The 17,160-nt window shown below is 69.1% G+C and carries 15 protein-coding genes and 1 tRNA gene; 6 read left to right on the top strand and 10 right to left on the bottom strand.

All coding sequences use genetic code 11. The features are described 5' to 3' along the window. Positions 1–15 precede the first annotated feature (15 nt). The 3 genes from LGR64_RS18440 to LGR64_RS18430 all read right to left on the bottom strand — a co-directional run bounded on the left by LGR64_RS18440 (position 16) and on the right by LGR64_RS18430 (position 3,223). Positions 16–2,058, bottom strand: a complete 2,043-nt coding sequence (locus tag LGR64_RS18440) for a TonB-dependent receptor family protein (protein ID WP_230356479.1) — start codon at positions 2,056–2,058, stop codon at positions 16–18. Further along, positions 2,055–2,720 carry an SCO family protein gene (locus tag LGR64_RS18435; RefSeq protein ID WP_230356476.1) on the bottom strand — a complete coding sequence of 222 codons (666 nt, stop codon included), beginning with the start codon at positions 2,718–2,720 and terminating at the stop codon, positions 2,055–2,057. The genes LGR64_RS18440 and LGR64_RS18435 overlap by 4 nt, the downstream gene beginning before the upstream one ends. 134 nt (positions 2,721–2,854) lie before the next feature. Continuing rightward, the gene (locus LGR64_RS18430; protein ID WP_230356474.1) at positions 2,855–3,223 is read right to left on the bottom strand and encodes a DUF2946 family protein; all 369 of its coding nucleotides are present in this window, start codon (positions 3,221–3,223) and stop codon (positions 2,855–2,857) included. 103 nt (positions 3,224–3,326) lie between these two features. Here LGR64_RS18430 and LGR64_RS18425 point away from each other — a divergent pair, with 103 nt between their 5' ends. Next, positions 3,327–4,091, top strand: coding sequence for an alpha/beta fold hydrolase (locus LGR64_RS18425; RefSeq protein ID WP_063327009.1), 765 nt, complete (start codon positions 3,327–3,329; stop codon positions 4,089–4,091). An 82-nt stretch (positions 4,092–4,173) separates the two neighbouring features. Here LGR64_RS18425 and LGR64_RS18420 read toward each other — a convergent pair whose 3' ends face one another. From LGR64_RS18420 to LGR64_RS18410, 3 genes are read right to left on the bottom strand one after another with little or no spacing between them, the layout of a single operon-like run. Then, positions 4,174–5,865 carry a cobaltochelatase CobT-related protein gene (locus LGR64_RS18420; protein ID WP_230356473.1) on the bottom strand — a complete coding sequence of 564 codons (1,692 nt, stop codon included), beginning with the start codon at positions 5,863–5,865 and terminating at the stop codon, positions 4,174–4,176. Then, on the bottom strand, positions 5,855–6,832 hold the full coding sequence (locus LGR64_RS18415) for an AAA family ATPase (RefSeq protein WP_013803829.1): 978 nt from the start codon (positions 6,830–6,832) through the stop codon (positions 5,855–5,857). The genes LGR64_RS18420 and LGR64_RS18415 overlap by 11 nt, the downstream gene beginning before the upstream one ends. After that, the gene (locus LGR64_RS18410; RefSeq protein WP_012203918.1) at positions 6,825–7,652 is read right to left on the bottom strand and encodes an IclR family transcriptional regulator; all 828 of its coding nucleotides are present in this window, start codon (positions 7,650–7,652) and stop codon (positions 6,825–6,827) included. The genes LGR64_RS18415 and LGR64_RS18410 overlap by 8 nt, the downstream gene beginning before the upstream one ends. Positions 7,653–7,783: 131 nt before the next feature. On the opposite strand from LGR64_RS18410, the gene xsc reads away from it, so the two are divergent. The 4 genes from xsc (at position 7,784) to LGR64_RS18390 (ending at position 12,288) form a co-directional block, all read left to right on the top strand. Beyond that, positions 7,784–9,595, top strand: coding sequence for a sulfoacetaldehyde acetyltransferase (xsc, locus tag LGR64_RS18405; protein WP_230356471.1), 1,812 nt, complete (start codon positions 7,784–7,786; stop codon positions 9,593–9,595). Positions 9,596–9,818: 223 nt separating this feature from the next. Next, on the top strand, positions 9,819–10,793 hold the full coding sequence (locus LGR64_RS18400; protein WP_230356469.1) for a bifunctional enoyl-CoA hydratase/phosphate acetyltransferase: 975 nt from the start codon (positions 9,819–9,821) through the stop codon (positions 10,791–10,793). Beyond that, entirely contained in the window at positions 10,790–11,836 is a 1,047-nt protein-coding gene (locus tag LGR64_RS18395) for a YeiH family protein (protein WP_013803832.1), read from the top strand. Before LGR64_RS18400 ends, LGR64_RS18395 begins: the two co-directional genes overlap by 4 nt. Before the next feature lie 242 nt (positions 11,837–12,078). Beyond that, the gene (locus tag LGR64_RS18390; RefSeq protein ID WP_012203914.1) at positions 12,079–12,288 is read left to right on the top strand and encodes a hypothetical protein; all 210 of its coding nucleotides are present in this window, start codon (positions 12,079–12,081) and stop codon (positions 12,286–12,288) included. Between the two features lie 19 nt (positions 12,289–12,307). Here LGR64_RS18390 and LGR64_RS18385 read toward each other — a convergent pair whose 3' ends face one another. Then, positions 12,308–13,201: a LysR family transcriptional regulator gene (locus tag LGR64_RS18385; RefSeq protein ID WP_230356468.1), complete on the bottom strand. Its 894-nt coding sequence runs from the start codon at positions 13,199–13,201 to the stop codon at positions 12,308–12,310. A gap of 101 nt (positions 13,202–13,302) precedes the next feature. Here LGR64_RS18385 and LGR64_RS18380 point away from each other — a divergent pair, with 101 nt between their 5' ends. Then, a complete protein-coding gene (locus LGR64_RS18380) occupies positions 13,303–14,289 on the top strand; it encodes an NAD-dependent epimerase/dehydratase family protein (RefSeq protein WP_230356465.1) in 987 nt (328 codons plus the stop codon). 46 nt (positions 14,290–14,335) lie between these two features. On the opposite strand, the gene LGR64_RS18375 is transcribed toward LGR64_RS18380, so the two are convergent. From LGR64_RS18375 to LGR64_RS18365, 3 genes are all read right to left on the bottom strand, one after another. Then, positions 14,336–14,412: transfer RNA gene (locus tag LGR64_RS18375), tRNA-Gln, on the bottom strand. A gap of 76 nt (positions 14,413–14,488) precedes the next feature. Further along, positions 14,489–15,499 carry a CobW family GTP-binding protein gene (locus tag LGR64_RS18370; protein WP_230356462.1) on the bottom strand — a complete coding sequence of 337 codons (1,011 nt, stop codon included), beginning with the start codon at positions 15,497–15,499 and terminating at the stop codon, positions 14,489–14,491. Beyond that, entirely contained in the window at positions 15,496–17,160 is a 1,665-nt protein-coding gene (locus LGR64_RS18365) for an amidohydrolase (protein WP_230356461.1), read from the bottom strand. Before LGR64_RS18365 ends, LGR64_RS18370 begins: the two co-directional genes overlap by 4 nt.

Raw genomic sequence — 17,160 nt, 5'->3', positions numbered from 1 at the left:
CTGCGCCCGGCCCCCTCAGGGCATGCGCCAGCTCAGGCCCGCGTACACGGCCCGGCCATCTCCGGGAAAGTAGTAGGCACCGTCCACGCCGCGCACATTGGCCTGTACGGCCGTGGTCGCGGCATAGCGCCGGTCGGTCAGGTTGCGGCCTTCGACGAACCAGCTCCAGCCATCGCCCAGCGCCCCGCCCAAGCGCAGGTTGAGCAGCGCATAGCCGTCGGAGGCCACGGTGTTGGCATGGTCCACCCAGGTGCGCGAGGGCAGCCACTCCAGGCCGGGCGCGACCGTGACCTGCTGCGTGGCCTTCCACTGCAGCTCGGCCCGCAACAGGTGCGGTGGAATGCCGGCCAGGCGGCGGCGGCCGTAGACGGCGTCGTTGTCAAAGCGCAGGTCGCTGTAGAGGTACTGGGTGCGCAGCGACCAGCGCGGCGCAAGCCGTGCCTGCATGGACAGCTCCAGCCCCTGGTGGATGGTGCGGTCGGCATTGGTGGTGCCCAGGGCCGTGCCGCTGGCGTCGGTCAGCGCCAGCAGTTCGCGGCGCACGCGCGAGTGGTAGATGGCGGCGTCCCAGGCCAGGGCCTCGCCGTGGCCGCGCCAGCCCGCCTCCACCGTGGTTGCGCTTTGCGCGCGCCCCAGCGGCAGCGAAGGCTGGTAGACCAGCTCGCCAATGGGCGGTGCCTCGAAGCTGCCGCTGATGTTGGCGTACCACTGCGACGTGGGCGTGGCCGCGAACAGCAGGCCCAGCTTGGGCGAGGTGTGGCTGAAATCCACGTCATAGCTGGAGGCGGGCGCCAGCAGATTGTCCTGGCGGCGCTGGGCGCGCACGAACTGCAGGCCGGCCTGCAGCGTCCAGCGGGTGCTCAGGCCGTGGCTGTATTCGCCATAGACCACGTCCTGCTGCGCCTTCACGCGCGTGCGCCCCGTGGACGTGCCGGCCGCGCCGCCCGCATTGGTGTAGCGCCATTCATCGCCATCGAGCTGCGCGCTGGAAAAGCCCAGCACCAGCCTGCGCGTGAGGCCGCCGCCCTGCCCCAGCTCGGCCGCCAGGCGCGAGTCCAGACCCGTGTCGCGCATGTCCTGCTGGACGATGCCCATGGTCATGGGGTGGAAGCGGTCGCGCTGCGCGGCGAACAGCGAGGTGGTCCAGCGCAGGCCTTCGCGCGGCTGCCAGTCCATGCGCAGGGCGCCGCGCGTCTGGCGGTAGTTGTTGCCGGCGTCCTGCGCCACATAGCCGGGCGCGGCCTGGCGCGGATTGGCCAGCATGGCCGCGCGCGTGAGGCTGCCTGGCATCTGCATGTCGGCATCCACATGGGACAGGAAGGCGCGCAGCTCCAGCGTATCGGTGAGCTGCAGGCCCACATTGCCGGACAGGCGCTGCGTGCGCCAGGCCGACTGTTCGCGCCAGCCGTCCTGCTCGCTGCGGCTGAAGTTCAGAAGGCCATCCACCCGCTCGCCACGGCCCGCCAGCTGGGCCTGTGCCTGCCGCTGGCCGAACGATCCGGCCTGCAGCCGCAGCGATGCGGCAGGCGCCGTCAACCCGGTCGGAGAGACAAAGTTGATCGCGCCGCCCAGGCTGCTGGCGCCGTACTCCAGCGCATTGGCGCCACGCCAGACCTCGACATGCTGGGCCGCCATGGGGTCGATGGACTGGAAGTCCGCCGCGCCATCGGCCTGGTTCAGCGGTATGCCGTCCTGGTACAGCTGTATGCCGCGCATCAGGTAGCCGCGCTGCACGCCCGAGCCCCGGATGGACAGCCGCGTCTCCGGGCCGTGGCGCGTCTGTGCGAGCACGCCCGGCGCGTAGGCCAGCGCATCGGCGGCGGTGCTGGCGCGCCCGGCCGCGTAGCTGGCTGCATCGATGACGGCCGTGCCGCCTGCGCGCTGCGACAGTTCATCGCGCGCAGCCTGCACGGCCTGCGCGGCGCGGGCCTCGGGCGTGGCGGCGGCGCCGCGGGCGCGCACCTCCACATCCGCAAGAACAGGTTCTGCCTGGGCCAGGGCGGAGGATGCCGCGCAAAGGCCTGCGACGCCGGCCAGAGAAAGTGCAAAGCTCTTCATGCAGCCCCCAGGATCTGGCGCAGATCGGCCGCGCAGTCCTGCGCGTCCTGCTCATGGCGGAACGCCACGCGCAGCCGGCCCTCGGGATCGAAGACATAGGTGATGGCCGAGTGGTCCATGGTGTAGGACGCCCCCGTAGGCACCTTCTTGTAGAAGACCTTGAATTCCCTGGCGACCTCGGCCGTCTGCGCCTCGTCACCGCGCAGCGCGACAAAGCCGGGGTCGAAGGCGCCCACATAGGCCTTGAGCACCTGGGCCGTATCGCGCTCGGTATCGATGGTGATGAAGGCCACGGCCAGGCGGGCACCGTCGGCTCCCAGAAGCTCGCGTATTTCCAACGCGCGCGTCAGCGCCGTGGGGCAGACATCGGGGCATTGGGTGAAGCCGAAAAAGACCATCAGGGCCTGGCCCTTGAAGTCGGCCAGCGTGCGCTCGCGCCCATCGGCATCGCGCAGGCGGAAGTCCCGGCCGTACTGCGCGCCGGTCAGGTCGATGCCCTTGAACGGCACGGTGGCGGGTTTGCAGCCGGCCAGCAGCGCCAGTGCGGCCAGGCCGCCGCCAAGGCAGGCACGGCGAGACAGGGCAGCGCAAGCAACGGATGGGAGGGTCGAAGAAAAATCGGCGGCGCGCTGCGGCGCCGCATGGCAATCGGAACGGAACATGGCTTCCCTGCGTGGAATCTTGGCGAAGCCGCACCGCCAAAGCTGCGCCCGGCCGGTGCGGCAATGTTCTGAGACAGGCAAGCGGCCAGAAAGCTCCAGACCACGCTGGACAGCGCTGGACGGCAGCCAATGCCTCAGGCGATCGACATCGGCAAGGGAGGCCCGCGCGGCGGCAGCGGCGCGCCGACCAGGGAGGCAATGCGGGCAGAGACGATGGGCTGCAGCGCGCGGCCCAGCGGCTGCGGTTGTGCCCAGGAGAGGGTGACATGCGCGGGCGGCGGCGTTACCGCCAGGCACAGCGGGCAGTCCAGCGAATGCTGGGCAGACACCGCCTGCCCTTCTTCACCGTTGACCACGACCAGCTTGACGCTGCCGCCAGCCGTGCAGACCAGCTCCATGGCCTGCGGGTGCACCAGGGGCGATGCAATCGCCAGGCCCAGCGTCAACGCGAACCACGCCGTGACCAGACGGGCCAGTGAGACGGAGTTGCGCAGGGCGTGCATGGCTGGGGATTATGGGGCTGAGATGCCGGATATGCGTGGTATCCGTAGCCGCCCACCCGCATGGGCCATCCCATAATCGCCTTTTCCCCAAGCAGTGACCGCCATGTCGAAACTCCATGTTGTGCAGCAGGGCCAAGGCCCGGCCCTCGTTCTGAGCCACGCGCTCGGTTGTGACCTCCAGATGTGGGACGGCGTTGCCCAGGCGCTGGAAGACCGCTTCACCGTGGTGCGCTACGACCACCGGGGCCATGGCCGTTCGCCCGCCATCGGCGAGGCCTTCGACATGAACGATCTGGCCGACGACGCCGCTGGCGTGATCGAGGCGCTGGGCCAGGGGCCGGTGCACTTCGTGGGCCTGTCCATGGGCGGCATGACGGCCCAGGCCCTGGCCGTGCGCCATCCGGCGCTGGTGCGCAGCATCACCATCGCCAATTCGGCCAGCTACTACGACGAGGCCGCGCGCGCAGGCTGGCAGGCGCGCATTGCCACCGTGCACGACCAGGGCGTGGCGGTGATAGCCGACGGCGCCATGCAGCGCTGGTTCACCCCCGAGTTCCGCACAGGGCAGGCGGCCCGCGTGGCCTCCTTGCGCGCTGGGCTGGAGGCTTTGGCGGCCAAGCCCTATGCGGCCGCCTGTGCGGCCGTGGGCGGCATCGATTTTCGCGAGAGCAACCGGCGCATCGCCTGCCCCGCACTGCTCATTGCGGGCAGTCGCGATGAGGCCACGCCGCCTGCCCTGTCCGAGGACATGCAGGCGCAGATTCCGGGCGCGCAGCTGGTGTCGCTGCCCGCCGCGCATTTGAGTGCCGTGGAAATGCCCGTGGAGTTTGCGCAGTTGGTGAGCGACTTTGTCGCGCAGGTCCGCTAGATCTGCAGTCCCACCCGGGCGGGATGGGGGCTGAGCGAAGTCGCTATCGTGGAGGACATCACGGAGGGCACCAGGGCCGGCATTACGGCCGGCAGATCAACTCCGCCACGTCCATCAGCAGGGCCTCATCGATCTGCTCGCGCAGGTCCACCGCCAGCCTGCGCCGGTAGAACACGCCCAGGTCCAGCCCCACGCCCAGCGCGCGGATCTGCACGTCGCCCGCGCGCTCGTGCCGGGCGATGACCTGGCGCAGGTGCTGGTCCAGGTAGTGCTCGTCGTTAGCCTGGTGCGTGGCCGTGTCCATGGGGCAGCCGTCCGAGATGACGAGCAGGATGCGGCGCTGCGCGGGCCGCGCCAGCAGCCGCTCGCAGGCCCATTCCACGGCCTCGCCGTCCACGCCCTCGCGAAACAGGTCGGGCCTGCGCAGCGCGGCAATGCCGTGGCGGGCGTGGCGCCAGGGTTTGGCTGCGTCCTTGAAGACGATGTGCAGCCGCTCGTTGAGCCGGCCCGGGATGTGGGGCTGGCCCGCACGCTGCCAGTCGCGGCGGGCGCGGCCGCCGTTCCAGGCCTGGGTGGAAAAGCCCAGCACGTCCACCGGCACGCCGGCCATGGACAGCGCGCGGCCCAGCAGGTCCACCAGCAGGGACAGCGGGCGTGCATGCGCCTTCATCGAGCCCGAGCAGTCCAGCAGGATAGCCACGGCCGCATCGCTGACGGGGCGCGGCAGCTCGTTCCTGAAGATGGCGCGCTGCTGCGGATCGCTGACCAGTTGCGCCAGCCGGCTTGCATCCAGGTGTCCATCCTCCAGGCCGAACTGCCAGCCGTCGTGGCGCGGCACGGCCAGGCGCTGCTGCAGGTGGCGGGCCAGCCGGCCCGCGTGCAAGCCGCTGCGCGCCAGTTCCTCATCCATCTGCCCGCGGAACTCGGCCAGTTGCGCTGCGCGGATCAGCTCGGCGGCCTGCGCCTCGCGGTCATAGGCGCGCGTGAACACGCGGTAGCTGTGGGCCGAGCCGGCCCAGGCGCGGCTGTCGCCGCTGAGCGCCACGGGCGGCGCATCCAGGCTTTGCGATTCAAAGTGCAGCGGCAGCGCGAAGCTGCCCCGCCGGCGCGGCCCGCCAGCGCCGCGCGGCGCCTCTTCCTGGGCTGACCGCACGGCCTGGCCCACCCAGCGGCTGATGGCCAGGGCCGGCGCAATGAAGGCCTGCTGGTCCTGCCGGTGGCGGCGCAGCAGGGCCCACTGCGCGCCCAGTTGCGCCGACAGGCCGGCGCGCGTGGCCTCGGCCAGGTCGGCCAGGGCATCGGGCGGCTCATGGCCGCTCAGGCGGCTCCAGGCGGTCAGCGCCACGGTGAACAGCAGGATGCCCAGGCTGCTTTCGGTCAGGCCCGAATCGGCAAAGGCCTGGCTCCAGTGCACAAAGCGCGCATGCAGGTTGGCGCGTGCGCCGGGCCATTCCTCGGGCGCCAGGCTTTCCACGCGCAACTGCTCCAGCAGTTCAAACACCAGCCGCTCCACCGGATCGCCGGGCAGGTGGCGCGCGTGCAGGCCGGCATCGCTCAGGCGCAGGCGCAGGCTGGCACCGTCGAGCAGGCCGCGCTGGTCGGCCAATCGGGCGGGCACATCGGATTGGTGGGCCGCTGCCAGCGCCACGGGCGCCGTGCCCCGGTACAGCGTCTGCCCGCTCCATTGCAGCGAGGCATCGCCCGCCATGGCGCGCAGCAGCGCCCCGCCCCAGGCCTCCATGCGCGCCAGCGAGGGGGATGCTTCAGCAGGCATGGGCGGGCTCGTCGCGCAGCGCCAGTTCCTGGCCGAAGCAGCGCTGGAAGTACTCGGCCACGATGGCCCGCTCGGCCGGCTCGCACTTGTTGAGGAAGGACAGCTCGAAGGCCAGCCGCAGGTCGTGGAAGATCTGCGCGTTCTCGGCCCAGGTGATGACGGTGCGCGGCGACATCAGCAGCGACAGGTCGCCCACCGCAAAGCCCTTGCGCGTGAGCGCAGCCAGCGCCACCATGGCGGCCACCTGCTCGCGCCCCTGCGGCGTGGCCAACTGCGGCACGCGCGCCAGCACGATGGCGGCCTCCTCGGCCGGTGCCAGGTAGTCCAGGCTGGTGACCAGGTTCCAGCGGTCCAGCTGGGCGTGGTTGAGCATCTGCGTGCCGTGGTACAGGCCGCTGAGGTTGCCCTGGCCCAGGGTGTTCATGGTGGCGAAGAGGCGGAACTGCGCATGCGGCTGGAGCACGCGCTTTTGGTCCAGCAGGGTGAAGCTGCCCTCGCGTTCGAGCACGCGCTGGATGACGAACATCACGTCGGGCCGGCCCGCGTCGTACTCATCGAAGACCAGGGCCACGGGCCGCTGCAGCGCCCAGGGCAGGATGCCTTCCTGGAACTGCGTGACCTGGCGGCCCTCCTGCAGCACGATGGCATCCTTGCCCACCAGGTCCAGCCGGCTGATGTGGCCGTCGAGGTTGACGCGCACGCAGGGCCAGTTCAGCCGCGCCGCCACCTGCTCGATGTGGGTGGACTTGCCCGTGCCGTGCAGCCCCTGGATGACCACGCGCCGGTTGTGCGCAAAGCCGGCAAGGATGGCCAGCGTGGCCTGCGGGTTGAAGCGGTAGGCCGGGTCCACGGCAGGCACATGCTCGCTGCGTTCGGCAAAGGCCGGCACCTGCATGTCGGTGTCCAGGCCGAAGGTCTCGCGCACGCCAAGCGTGCGCGTGGGATGCATCAGGGTCAGCTCAGTCATCGTCAGGGGCTCCCGGGGGGACTTCGTCGTTGATGCGCGCAATCGCCTCGGCCGCCGCGCGCAGTTGGGGAAGAAAGGACAGCGCCCGCTCGCGCGTGAAACGCATGATGGGCGCCTGCACGGCCAGCCCCATGTTCGAGGGGCCGCCCTGAATGGAGGGCACGAGCACGCCCAGACACAGCAGGCCGGGAAGGAACTCCTCGTTGTCGAAGGCATGGCCCTGGGCGCGCACCTGGTCCAGCTCGGCGTCCAGCGCGTCAAAGGCCGTCAGCGTGTTGGCCGTGAAGCCTTCCAGCGGCACGGCCGACAGCAGCCGCCTGCGCTGCGCGGGCGCCATCTGGCTCAGGAACAGCTTGCCCGTGGCCGAGCAATGGGCCGGCACGCGCGAGCCCGGGTGCAGATAAAAGCGCAGCGGCGCGGGCGTTTCCACGCGGTCCAGGTAGAGCACCTCGCTGCCCGAGAAGGCGGTGATGTTGCAGCTCTCGCCGATATCGCGCACCAGCTGGGCCAGCACCGCGTGGCGTGCGCCGTGCGTAGTGTTGTTGAGCAGCACGCTCTCGGCCAGCCGCATCAGGCGCCGACCCGTGCCGTAGTGCCGGCCATTGCCCTCGCGCTGCAGGATGCCCGCGCCTTCGAGCTGCTGAAGCATGCGGTGCATGGTGGGCTTGGGCAGGCCTGTCTCCTCGACCATGGTCTGCAGCGTGAAGGGCTCGTTCTTCTGGGCAATGGCCTCCAGCAGGGCGAACAGCCGCAGGTTGGGCGTGTCGCCATCGATACGGGCAGGGATGGGGTCACGGGTGTTCATGGTGTTGGTCATCATATGTTTTTCAATTTTTCGAGTCAATTTGTTCCGAAAAAAGAAATTTGTTTGACATCCAAGCGAAGTCGGTCCTAGACTTGCGCCGTAATTTCTTTTTTCGGAACACTAAGTTCCATTTTCAAGGAGACAACATGACTGCAGCCAACAATCGTACGGTGGTCGAAGGCGTCCAGAAGATGACCCCTTCCGAAGCCTTTGTGGAGACCTGCGTGGCCAACGGCGTCACGGAGATGTTCGGCATCATGGGCTCGGCCTTCATGGATGCCATGGACATCTTCGCGCCCGCCGGCATCCGCCTGATCCCCGTGGTGCACGAGCAGGGCGCCGCCCACATGGCCGACGGCTATGCGCGCGTCTCGGGCCGCCACGGCGTGGTGATCGGCCAGAACGGCCCCGGCATCAGCAACTGCGTGACCGCCATCGCGGCCGCCTACTGGGCCCACAGCCCCGTGGTCATGATCACGCCCGAGACCGGCACCATGGGCATGGGCCTGGGAGGCTTCCAGGAAGCCAACCAGCTGCCCATGTTCCAGGAGTTCACCAAGTACCAGGGCCATGTCTGCAACCCCAAGCGCATGGCCGAGTTCACGGCCCGCTGCTTTGACCGCGCCATCTCCGAGATGGGCCCCACCCAGCTGAACATTCCGCGCGACTATTTCTACGGCGAAGTGCAGTGCGAAATCCCCAAGCCCATGCGCGTGGAGCGCGGCTCGGGCGGTGAAAACAGCCTGCAGGCCGCCACGGAACTGCTGGCCACGGCCAAGTTCCCCGTGATCCTGGCCGGCGGCGGCGTGGTCATGGGCGATGCGGTCGAGGAGTGCAGGCAGCTGGCCGAGCGCCTGGGCGCCCCCGTGGTCACGGGCTACCTGCGCAATGACGCCTTCCCCGCCAGGCACCCGCTGTGGGCCGGCCCGCTGGGCTACCAGGGCTCCAAGGCCGCGATGAAGCTCATCGCCCAGGCCGACGTGGTGATCGCGCTGGGCTCGCGCATGGGCCCCTTCGGCACCCTGCCCCAGCACGGCATGGACTACTGGCCCAAGAACGCCAAGATCATCCAGGTCGAGGCCGACCACACCAACCTGGGCCTGGTCAAGAAGATCTCGGTGGGCATCCACGGCGACGCCAAGGCCGTGGCGCGCGAGCTGGGCCGCCGCCTGCAGGGCCAGACCCTGGCCTGCGACGCCACCAAGGCCGCACGCGCCGACACCATCGCCACCGAGAAGGCCGCCTGGGAGAAGGAGCTGGACGAGTGGACGCATGAGCGCGACCCCTACAGCCTGGACATGATCGAAGAGGCCAAGGGCGAGCGCACGCCCACGGGCGGCCAGTACCTGCATCCGCGCCAGGTGCTGCGCGAGCTGGAAAAGGCCATGCCGCCGCGCGTGATGGTCTCCACCGACATCGGCAACATCAACTCCGTGGCCAACAGCTACCTGCGCTTCGACGAGCCGCGCAGCTTCTTCGCGCCCATGAGCTTCGGCAACTGCGGCTATGCCCTGCCCACCATCATCGGCGCCAAGTGCGCAGCGCCCGACCGTCCGGCCATTGCCTACGCCGGCGACGGCGCCTGGGGCATGAGCATGGTGGAGATCATGACCGCCGTGCGCCATGACATTCCCGTCACGGCCGTGGTCTTCCACAACCGCCAGTGGGGCGCGGAAAAGAAGAACCAGGTGGACTTCTACAACCGCCGCTTCGTGGCCGGCGAGCTGGAAAGCGAAAGCTTCGCGGCGATTGCCAGCGCCATGGGCGCCGAAAGCATCGTGGTCGACCAGATCGAGGACGTGGGCCCGGCGCTGCAAAAGGCCATCGACCTGCAGATGAACCACGGCAAGACCTGCGTGATCGAGGTGATGTGCACGCGCGAACTGGGCGACCCGTTCCGCCGCGATGCGCTGGCCAAGCCCGTGCGCTTCCTCGAAAAGTACAAAGACTTCGTCTGAAGCTGTCTGACACCCCCTGAGGCGCTGCGCGCCTTCCCCCTCTCTACCCGCTGCGCGGGGGAGGGGGACGACACCCTCGGTGCGGGGCGGCCCTTCCTCGGTGTCCCTGGGATGGGCCGCGCCGGTTTCATGCGCCTGGGTGAAGCGCAAGGCTCTCGAAAGCCGATTCCCAGATTCCCTGCGTTGCTCGCGCCGGGCCCTGTACTTTCCCGCAGGAGCTTTCATGGTCCCCCCACTTTCACTCGCCGTGGCCGCCGACGATGCGCCCGCCACGCACCGCCCCCATCTCCAGCACTTGCTCGACCAGGCCAGGGCGCAAGGCCCCATTCCGGTGGCCGTGGCCTATCCCTGTGATGCGGGCTCGCTGCAGGCCGCCATGCAGGCCGCGCAGGCGGGCCTGATCACGCCGCTGCTGGTCGGCCCCGAGGCACGCATCCGGGCGGCGGCCCAGGCAGCCGGGCTGGATCTGGCGGGCGCGTCCATCCATTCCACAGCCGACGATCCACGCGCGGCGGCGGCCCAGGCGGCGGCGCTGTGCGGCAGCGGCCAGGCCCGCGCGCTGATGAAGGGCAGCCTGCACAGCGACGAGTTGCTGGGCGCTGCCGTGGCGCGCGAGGCCGGCCTGCGCGGCAGCCGCCGCGCCAGCCATGTGTTCGTGATGGACCTGCCGGGCTTCGAGCGCCCGCTGCTGATGACCGATTGTGTGGTCAACATCTTCCCCACGCTGATGGACAAGCGCGACATTGCGCAGAACGCCATCGACCTGGCCCGTGCCATCGGCATTGCCCGGCCGCGCGTGGCCGTGCTCTCGGCGGTGGAGACCGTCAACCCCGCCATTCCCGGCACCATCGACGCGGCCGCGCTGTGCAAGATGGCCGACCGGGGGCAGATCAGCGGCGCCATCCTCGACGGGCCGCTGGCCTACGACAACGCCATCTCGCTGCGCTCGGCGCATCACAAGGGCATCGTCTCCGATGTGGCCGGCCAGCCCGACGTGCTGCTGGTGCCCAGCCTGGAGGCCGGCAACATGATCTACAAGCAGCTGGTCTACATGGCCGATGCCGAGTGCGCGGGCCTGGTGCTGGGCATGCGCGTGCCCATCGTGCTGACCAGCCGTTCGGACTCGGTGGCCAGCCGCATCGCGTCCTGCGCGCTGGCGGTTCTGGCCGATGCGGCGGGCGGCAAGGAGCAGCCATGAGCCAGGTTCAAGCCCCGTTGGCAGCACAGCCGCCCGTGCCGCGCATGCTGCAATGGCTGAAGCTCCTGCCCGGCACGGGCCTGTCGGGCGTGATTGCGCTGGCAGCCACCTTCGTCTCCACGCTGCACGGCGGGCCGCAGCTGCTGTTCGCGCTGTTCTTCGGCGTGGCCTTCCACTTCCTGAGCCAGGACGCGCGCGCCAAGCCGGGCATCGAGTTCTGTGCACGCGGCGTGCTGCGCCTGGGCGTGGGCCTGCTGGGCGCGCGCATCACGGCCACGCAGATCGCGGGCCTGGGCTGGACCACGGCGCTGATCGTCATCGCCGCCGTGGTCACCACGCTGCTGTGCGGCACGCTGCTGGGCCGGCGCCTGGGCCTGACGCGGCCGCAGGGCGTGCTGTCGGGCGGCGCGGTGGCCATCTGTGGCGCCTCGGCGGCGCTGGCCATCTCCTCGGTGCTGCCGCGCGACAAGGACAGCGACCGCTTCACGCTCACCGTGGTGGTCACGGTCACCGTGCTGTCCACGGCCGCCATGGTGCTGTACCCGCTGGTGGCGCGCGCACTGCATCTGCCACCCGAGCTGGCGGGCCTGTTCATCGGCGGCACCATCCACGACGTGGCCCAGGTGGTGGGCGCGGGCTACACCATAGACCAGGCCACGGGCGACTACGCCACCATCGTCAAGCTGTTCCGCGTGTCCATGCTGGCCGTGGTGGTGGTCATGGTCTCGGCCCTGTTCAAGCGTCAGCGCGAGGCTGCGGCCGAGCAGCACCACGGCAAGAAGCCGGGCCTGGTGCCCTGGTTCCTGTGGGTGTTCGTCGCGCTGGTGGCCATCAACTCGCTGGGCTGGGTGCCGCCGGGCCTGCAGCACCAGTTGAGCGACCTGTCGCGCAACTGCCTGGTGCTGGCCATTGCGGCCCTGGGCCTGAAGACCTCGTTCCAGCAACTGGCCCAGGCCGGCTGGCGGCCTTTTGCACTGCTGGTGGTGGAGACGCTGTGGATGGCGGCCTTCGTACTGATCGCCATCGAGTTCGAGATGCGGTGAACGCAGGCGCAACACGGCAGTTTTCCAGGGCCCGCCATGCGCGGGCCCTTTTCATTTCTCATGGAACCGGCGCATTTGATGTTCGCGCATTGAGGTGATACATTTGCACACAATTTTTTGACGCACATCAACGCCCAACACGAGCCGTGAACGTTCTTCGCAAGCAAGCCGGCAGATTCCGCAGAAGGACTGCCATCCAGGTCCTCGCCCTCCTGCGCAGGCAACAACCCCTGCAAGCAGCCTTGCTGCGGCTGCTTCCGTGCCTGCTGCTGCTGGCCGGCTGCGCCGTGCTGCTGGACTCCCTGGTGCCCATCCCGCTGTGGGCCGTCGCCGGCCTGACCGGGGTCATGGCGGGCTACATCGCCCACAACTGCCAGGCGTTTGTTGCATCCCAGCGCAGGAAATCCATGCTGCGCCATCTCGCGCGCTGCTGCCTGCTGCACGCCCAATGAAACACAGGCGCCCGGGTCGTCAGGTACCGCTGCTGGCATAGGCCGTCAGCGCCTGCGCGACCGCCTTGAAGACCACGGCGCAGCGCTCGCTCTTGCGCAGGTCCTCATGCATGGCGACCCAGGTATCGAGCTTCCATGAGAATGCCTGCGGCAGCACCCGCACCAGGCACGGGTCCCTGGCCGCCAGCGCCGACTGGCAGATGCCGATGCCAAAGCCAGCGCGGATGGCGCCCAGCTGCGCCAGGTCGCTGTCCGAGCTCAGCGCCATGGCCTCGCGCGTGAACATCGGAAACTGCTGCTGAAACCTGCGGATGAAGGCGTTCTCATGGTCGAAGCCGATCAGCGAATGCCCGGCCAGCTCCTGCAGCGAAGCCGGCACCCCATGCCTGGCCAGATAGCTCTCATGGGCGTGCAGCCCCAGTTCGATGGCGCCGATATGGCGGGCCACCAGCGCCTCCTGCTGCGGCCGGAACATGCGCACGGCCACATCGGCCTCGCGGCGCAGCAGGTCATCGACCGCGTTGGACAGCACCAGCTCGATGCGCAGTTCAGGATGGGCCGCGCGCAATTGCGCCAGCACGGGCGGCAGCAGTTCCACGCCCACGACCTCGCTGGCCGTCAGGCGCACCGTGCCGCGCACGCCCGCGCCATGGCTGGCCGCCACGCGTCGCAGCGCGGCAGCCGTCGCGGCCATGCTGGCCGCATAGGGCTGCAATTCATAGGCAGCCTCGGTGGGTGCGAAGCCATCGGACGAACGGGTGAACAGTTGCAGGCCCAGCGCCGACTCCAGCCCGTCGATGTGCCGGCCCACGGTTGGCTGTGCCAAGCCCATGGCCCGGCCCGCCGCTGACAGCGACCCGGACTCCAGCACCTGCAAAAAGCTGCGATACCACTCCCAATGGGGTTCCGACATCACTGATCCATTCATTTATGCATGGACACCAGAAGATTCTAGGCAATTTTCCTTTTGCAGCGTGTTGCGGACACTGGCGTGGTCACCACAGGACCCGCACCATGCCATCCATTGCACTTTTCGGCGCCGCAGGCGCCATCGGCCAGAGCCTGGCCGCCGCGCTCAGACAACAGGGCCGCGCCTATCGCGTGGTCGGCCGCAACGCAGCCAGCCTGCGCCAGACCTTCGGCGCCGATCCCCTGGCCGAGATCGCCACCTGGAACCCGGATGTCGCCGGCTCCATCGAGGCTGCCGCCCACGGCGTGGACACGCTGGTCTACCTGGTGGGCGTGAACTACTGGCAGTTTGAATTGCATCCCGAACTGATGCGCAAGACGCTGGAAGGCGCCATTGCCGCGGGCGTGCGCCGCATCGTGCTGATCGGCACCGTCTATCCCTACGGAAAGGCCCGCACCCTTCCCGTGGCGGAAGACCACCCGCGCGAGCCCCACACCTTCAAGGGCCGCATGCGCAAAGCCCAGGAGGACCTGCTGCTGCAAGCCCATGCACAGGGCCGCATCGAGGCCACCGTGCTGCGCCTGCCCGACTTCTACGGCCCCGGAGTGCACAACAGCCTGCTGCACGGCGCCTTCGAGGCGGCGGCCCACGGCGGCCGGGCCGACATGATCGGCCCGCTGGACCGTCCGCACGAGTTTGTCTATGTGCCTGATGTGGGCCCCGTCGTGGCGCGCCTCATCGACACGCCGCAGGCATTCGGCAGGGTCTGGCACCTGGCTGGCGCGGGGGCGACCACGCAGCGCGACATCGTCTCGGAGATCGAACGCCTGAGCGGCAGGCCGTTGAAACTGCGCGTTGCAGGCAAGACCGCGCTGCGCCTGGCCGGCCTGTTCAGCCCCTTGATGCGCGAACTGGCCGAGATGCACTACCTGCTGACCGATCCGCTGATCATGGACGATTCGGCCCTGCACACCCTGCTGGGTCCCATTGCCAAGACCCCCTACGCCCAGGGCATACGCGCCACGCTGGATGCCGCCAGGGCGGGCTCGGGCTCAGCAGTGAACTCCAGCCCGCAGCGGGCCACGGCCTGAAAACAAAAAAGCCCTGACAGCAGAACTGTCAGGGCTTTTGTCTATCTGGCAGGGGAGGAAGGACTCGAACCCTCGCATGCCGGAATCAAAATCCGGTGCCTTTACCAACTTGGCGACTCCCCTAGAAGACGTAAATTCTAATACGTTTTTTTGGACCGAAATCCAAAATTCAGAAAATTTGGTCCAAAACGTTCTTCAATCATTCCGGCGCCAACGCGGCATCCAGCTGGCCACGAATCGCCTGCTGCCCCGCCGCCGTGAAGCAGCCAATGAAGACAAAGGCGGACCCGGCAACCTTCGCCGCGCCCAGATCCGCCACGCGCAGCCGGCCTCCCACCACATGGATTTCTTGCAAAGGCTGCTGCCCCCGCAGCCGCACGATGCCCTTGGCCCGCAGCAGCGGCACCGGCAGGGTGCGCAGTGCCTGCCTGAGGCGCTGCTTGTCGAATTGCCGGTGCGTGGTGTACGAGAAACTGGTGATTCCTGCCATCCCGGCGAGACCTGCCGTGCCATCCACGGCCCTCTTCCAGGCGCCACCTTCACCCGCAAGCGCACCCAGCAGGCGCTGCGGGTGCTGCGGTTGGCGTGGCAGGGGCACAGCGTCCAGGAAGACGGCCAGGGGAATCTCGCCGCACTGTGCGGTCAGCACCATGGTGTGCGGGGCAATCTCGGCCAGGCGCTGCCTTGCCTTGCCGGTCATCGGCGCGCCGGCCAGGTCGACCTTGGTCAGCACCAGCGCCGTCGCGCCGGCGATCTGGCGGCGGACCATGTCGCCGACCAGCGGGTCGCACAGTTGCTCATCAACGTCCTGGACATCCACCGCCACCAGGATGGCGTTGAGCTGCAGCGCGGGGTCGAGCATGCCGACCTGGGCGATGCGCACGGGGTCGGAGACGCCGCTGGCCTCGATGACCAGCAGGTCCGGGCGGTCGGGCCGCGCGCCCACGGCGGCCAGGGCCTCGGCCAGCCGCCCGCCGATGGAGCAGCAGATGCAGCCGTTTTCCAGCTGCAGCACGTCGCTGCTGCGTGTGCGGATCAGGGCGGCGTCGATGTTGATCTCGCCGAAGTCGTTGACCAGCACGGCCACGCGCAGGCCATCGGCGCGCTCCAGCAGCCGGTTGAGCAAGGTGGTCTTGCCCGCGCCCAGATAGCCGCCCACGACGACCATGGGAATGGGCGCCCGCTGCGCCGCGGCGGCCGGCGTGCTCATGGCAGGGACCCGGGCGCGGGGAAGATGCGGCCGCCCAGCACGGTGCCCCAGACCTTCACATCCTTGAGCGTCGCTGGCGCCACCGCGCGGGGATCGTCCTCCAGCACGGCGAAGTCCGCCAGCTTGCCGGGCTCGATGCTGCCCACGCGCTGCTCCAGCTTGAGGGTGCGGGCCGCGCCCATAGTGATGGCGTGCAGGGCATCGTCCACCGACAGGCGCTCGGCCTCGCCCAGCACGCGGCCTGAAGCGGTTTCGCGCTGCACGGCGCACCAGGCGGTGAACAACGGGTTGATGGGGGTGATGGGTGCATCGGAGTGCATGGAAAAGTCCATACCCAGGCGCCGTGCCGTGCCCGCCGCATTCATGCGTGACGCCCACTCGATGCCCACGGTCTGCCCGGCATGCGCATCGCCCCAGTAATAGAGGTGGTTGGAGAAGAAGTTGACGCACATTCCCAGGCGCGCGGCGCGCTGCAGCTGGGCGCTGCTGGCCAGTTGGCAGTGCTGCAGGGTGTGGCGATGGTCGGCGCGCGGGTGCCTGGCCAGCAGGTCCTCGATCACATCCAGCACCACCTCGGTGGCCTCGTCTCCGTTGGTGTGGATGTGCAGTTGCAGCCCGGCCAGGTGGAAGGGCTCGAACAGCGCGGGCAGCTGCGACGGCGGAATCAGCCACAGGCCGTTGGGCTGCCCGCCGGCGTAGCCAGGAGCGCGCAGGCGCGCGGTGAAGCCCTGGATGGAGCCATCCACGATGAACTTGACGGGGCCGAACTGCAGCTTGTCGCTGGCCGACGATGCGGCAGCGGCGTGCACGCGCGCGGTGCCGCCTTCCGGGTTGCGCTGCGGCGCAAAGGCCGGGACGATGCGCAGCGGATAGGCCGCGTCGCCCGTCACTTCGCGCAGCGCGGCCAGGCCCTGGGGCGAGAGATCGCTGACCAGGTCGGTGGCCGTGGTCACGCCCGCGAGCTGGGCCACGCGGCCGAACTTCCAGATCGCCTCGCGCTGCTCGGCAGCGGCCAGCGACAGCGCGCTGCCGATCACCTTCTGTACCGGATACATGGCGGCGAACTCCTGCAGCTCGCCCGTGGGCTGGCCCTCGGCGTCCTTGTGGATGCCGTCGATATCGGTGTCCTCGTCGATGCCGGCCAGCGCCAGCATGGCCGAGTTCACATTCATCAGGTGCACGCTGGCGTGCAGGATGACGATGGGCCGCGTGCGCGAGACGCGGTCCAGCTCGCGCACCGACAGCCGGCTGCTGCCAAAGAGGATGGGATCGAACCCCCAGGCCAGCAGCGTGGCCTGCGCGTCGGGCAGGGCACGCTCGGCCTCGGCCAGGCGCGCCAGCACGGCGTCCAGCGTGCGCAGGCCGGGCCACAGCCGCCCGTCGGGATCGCGGCGGTCAAAGTAGCCCAGGTAGACCGCATCCCACATGGCGCCTTCCATCAGGTGGCTGTGGGCCTCGATCAGGCCGGGCATGAGGACCCTGCCGCGCAGGTGGTCGATGCGTTCGGCATCGGGCCAGGCGGCCATGTCGGCCTCCCCGCCCACCGCGAGGATGGTGCCGCCGCGCACGGCCACGTGGGTGGCCCGCGGCTGGGCCGGGTTCATGGTGAGGATGGTGCGCGCCGCGAAGATGCGCACGCGCTCGCTGGTTTCGTGGTTCAT

Source organism: Delftia sp. Lp-1 (assembly GCF_020523835.1).
In the GTDB taxonomy this organism is placed as follows: Bacteria; Pseudomonadota; Gammaproteobacteria; order Burkholderiales; family Burkholderiaceae_C; genus Comamonas; species Comamonas acidovorans.
Note: the sequence above shows the minus strand (reverse complement) of the source record. Positions and strands in the feature narration are given on the sequence as shown.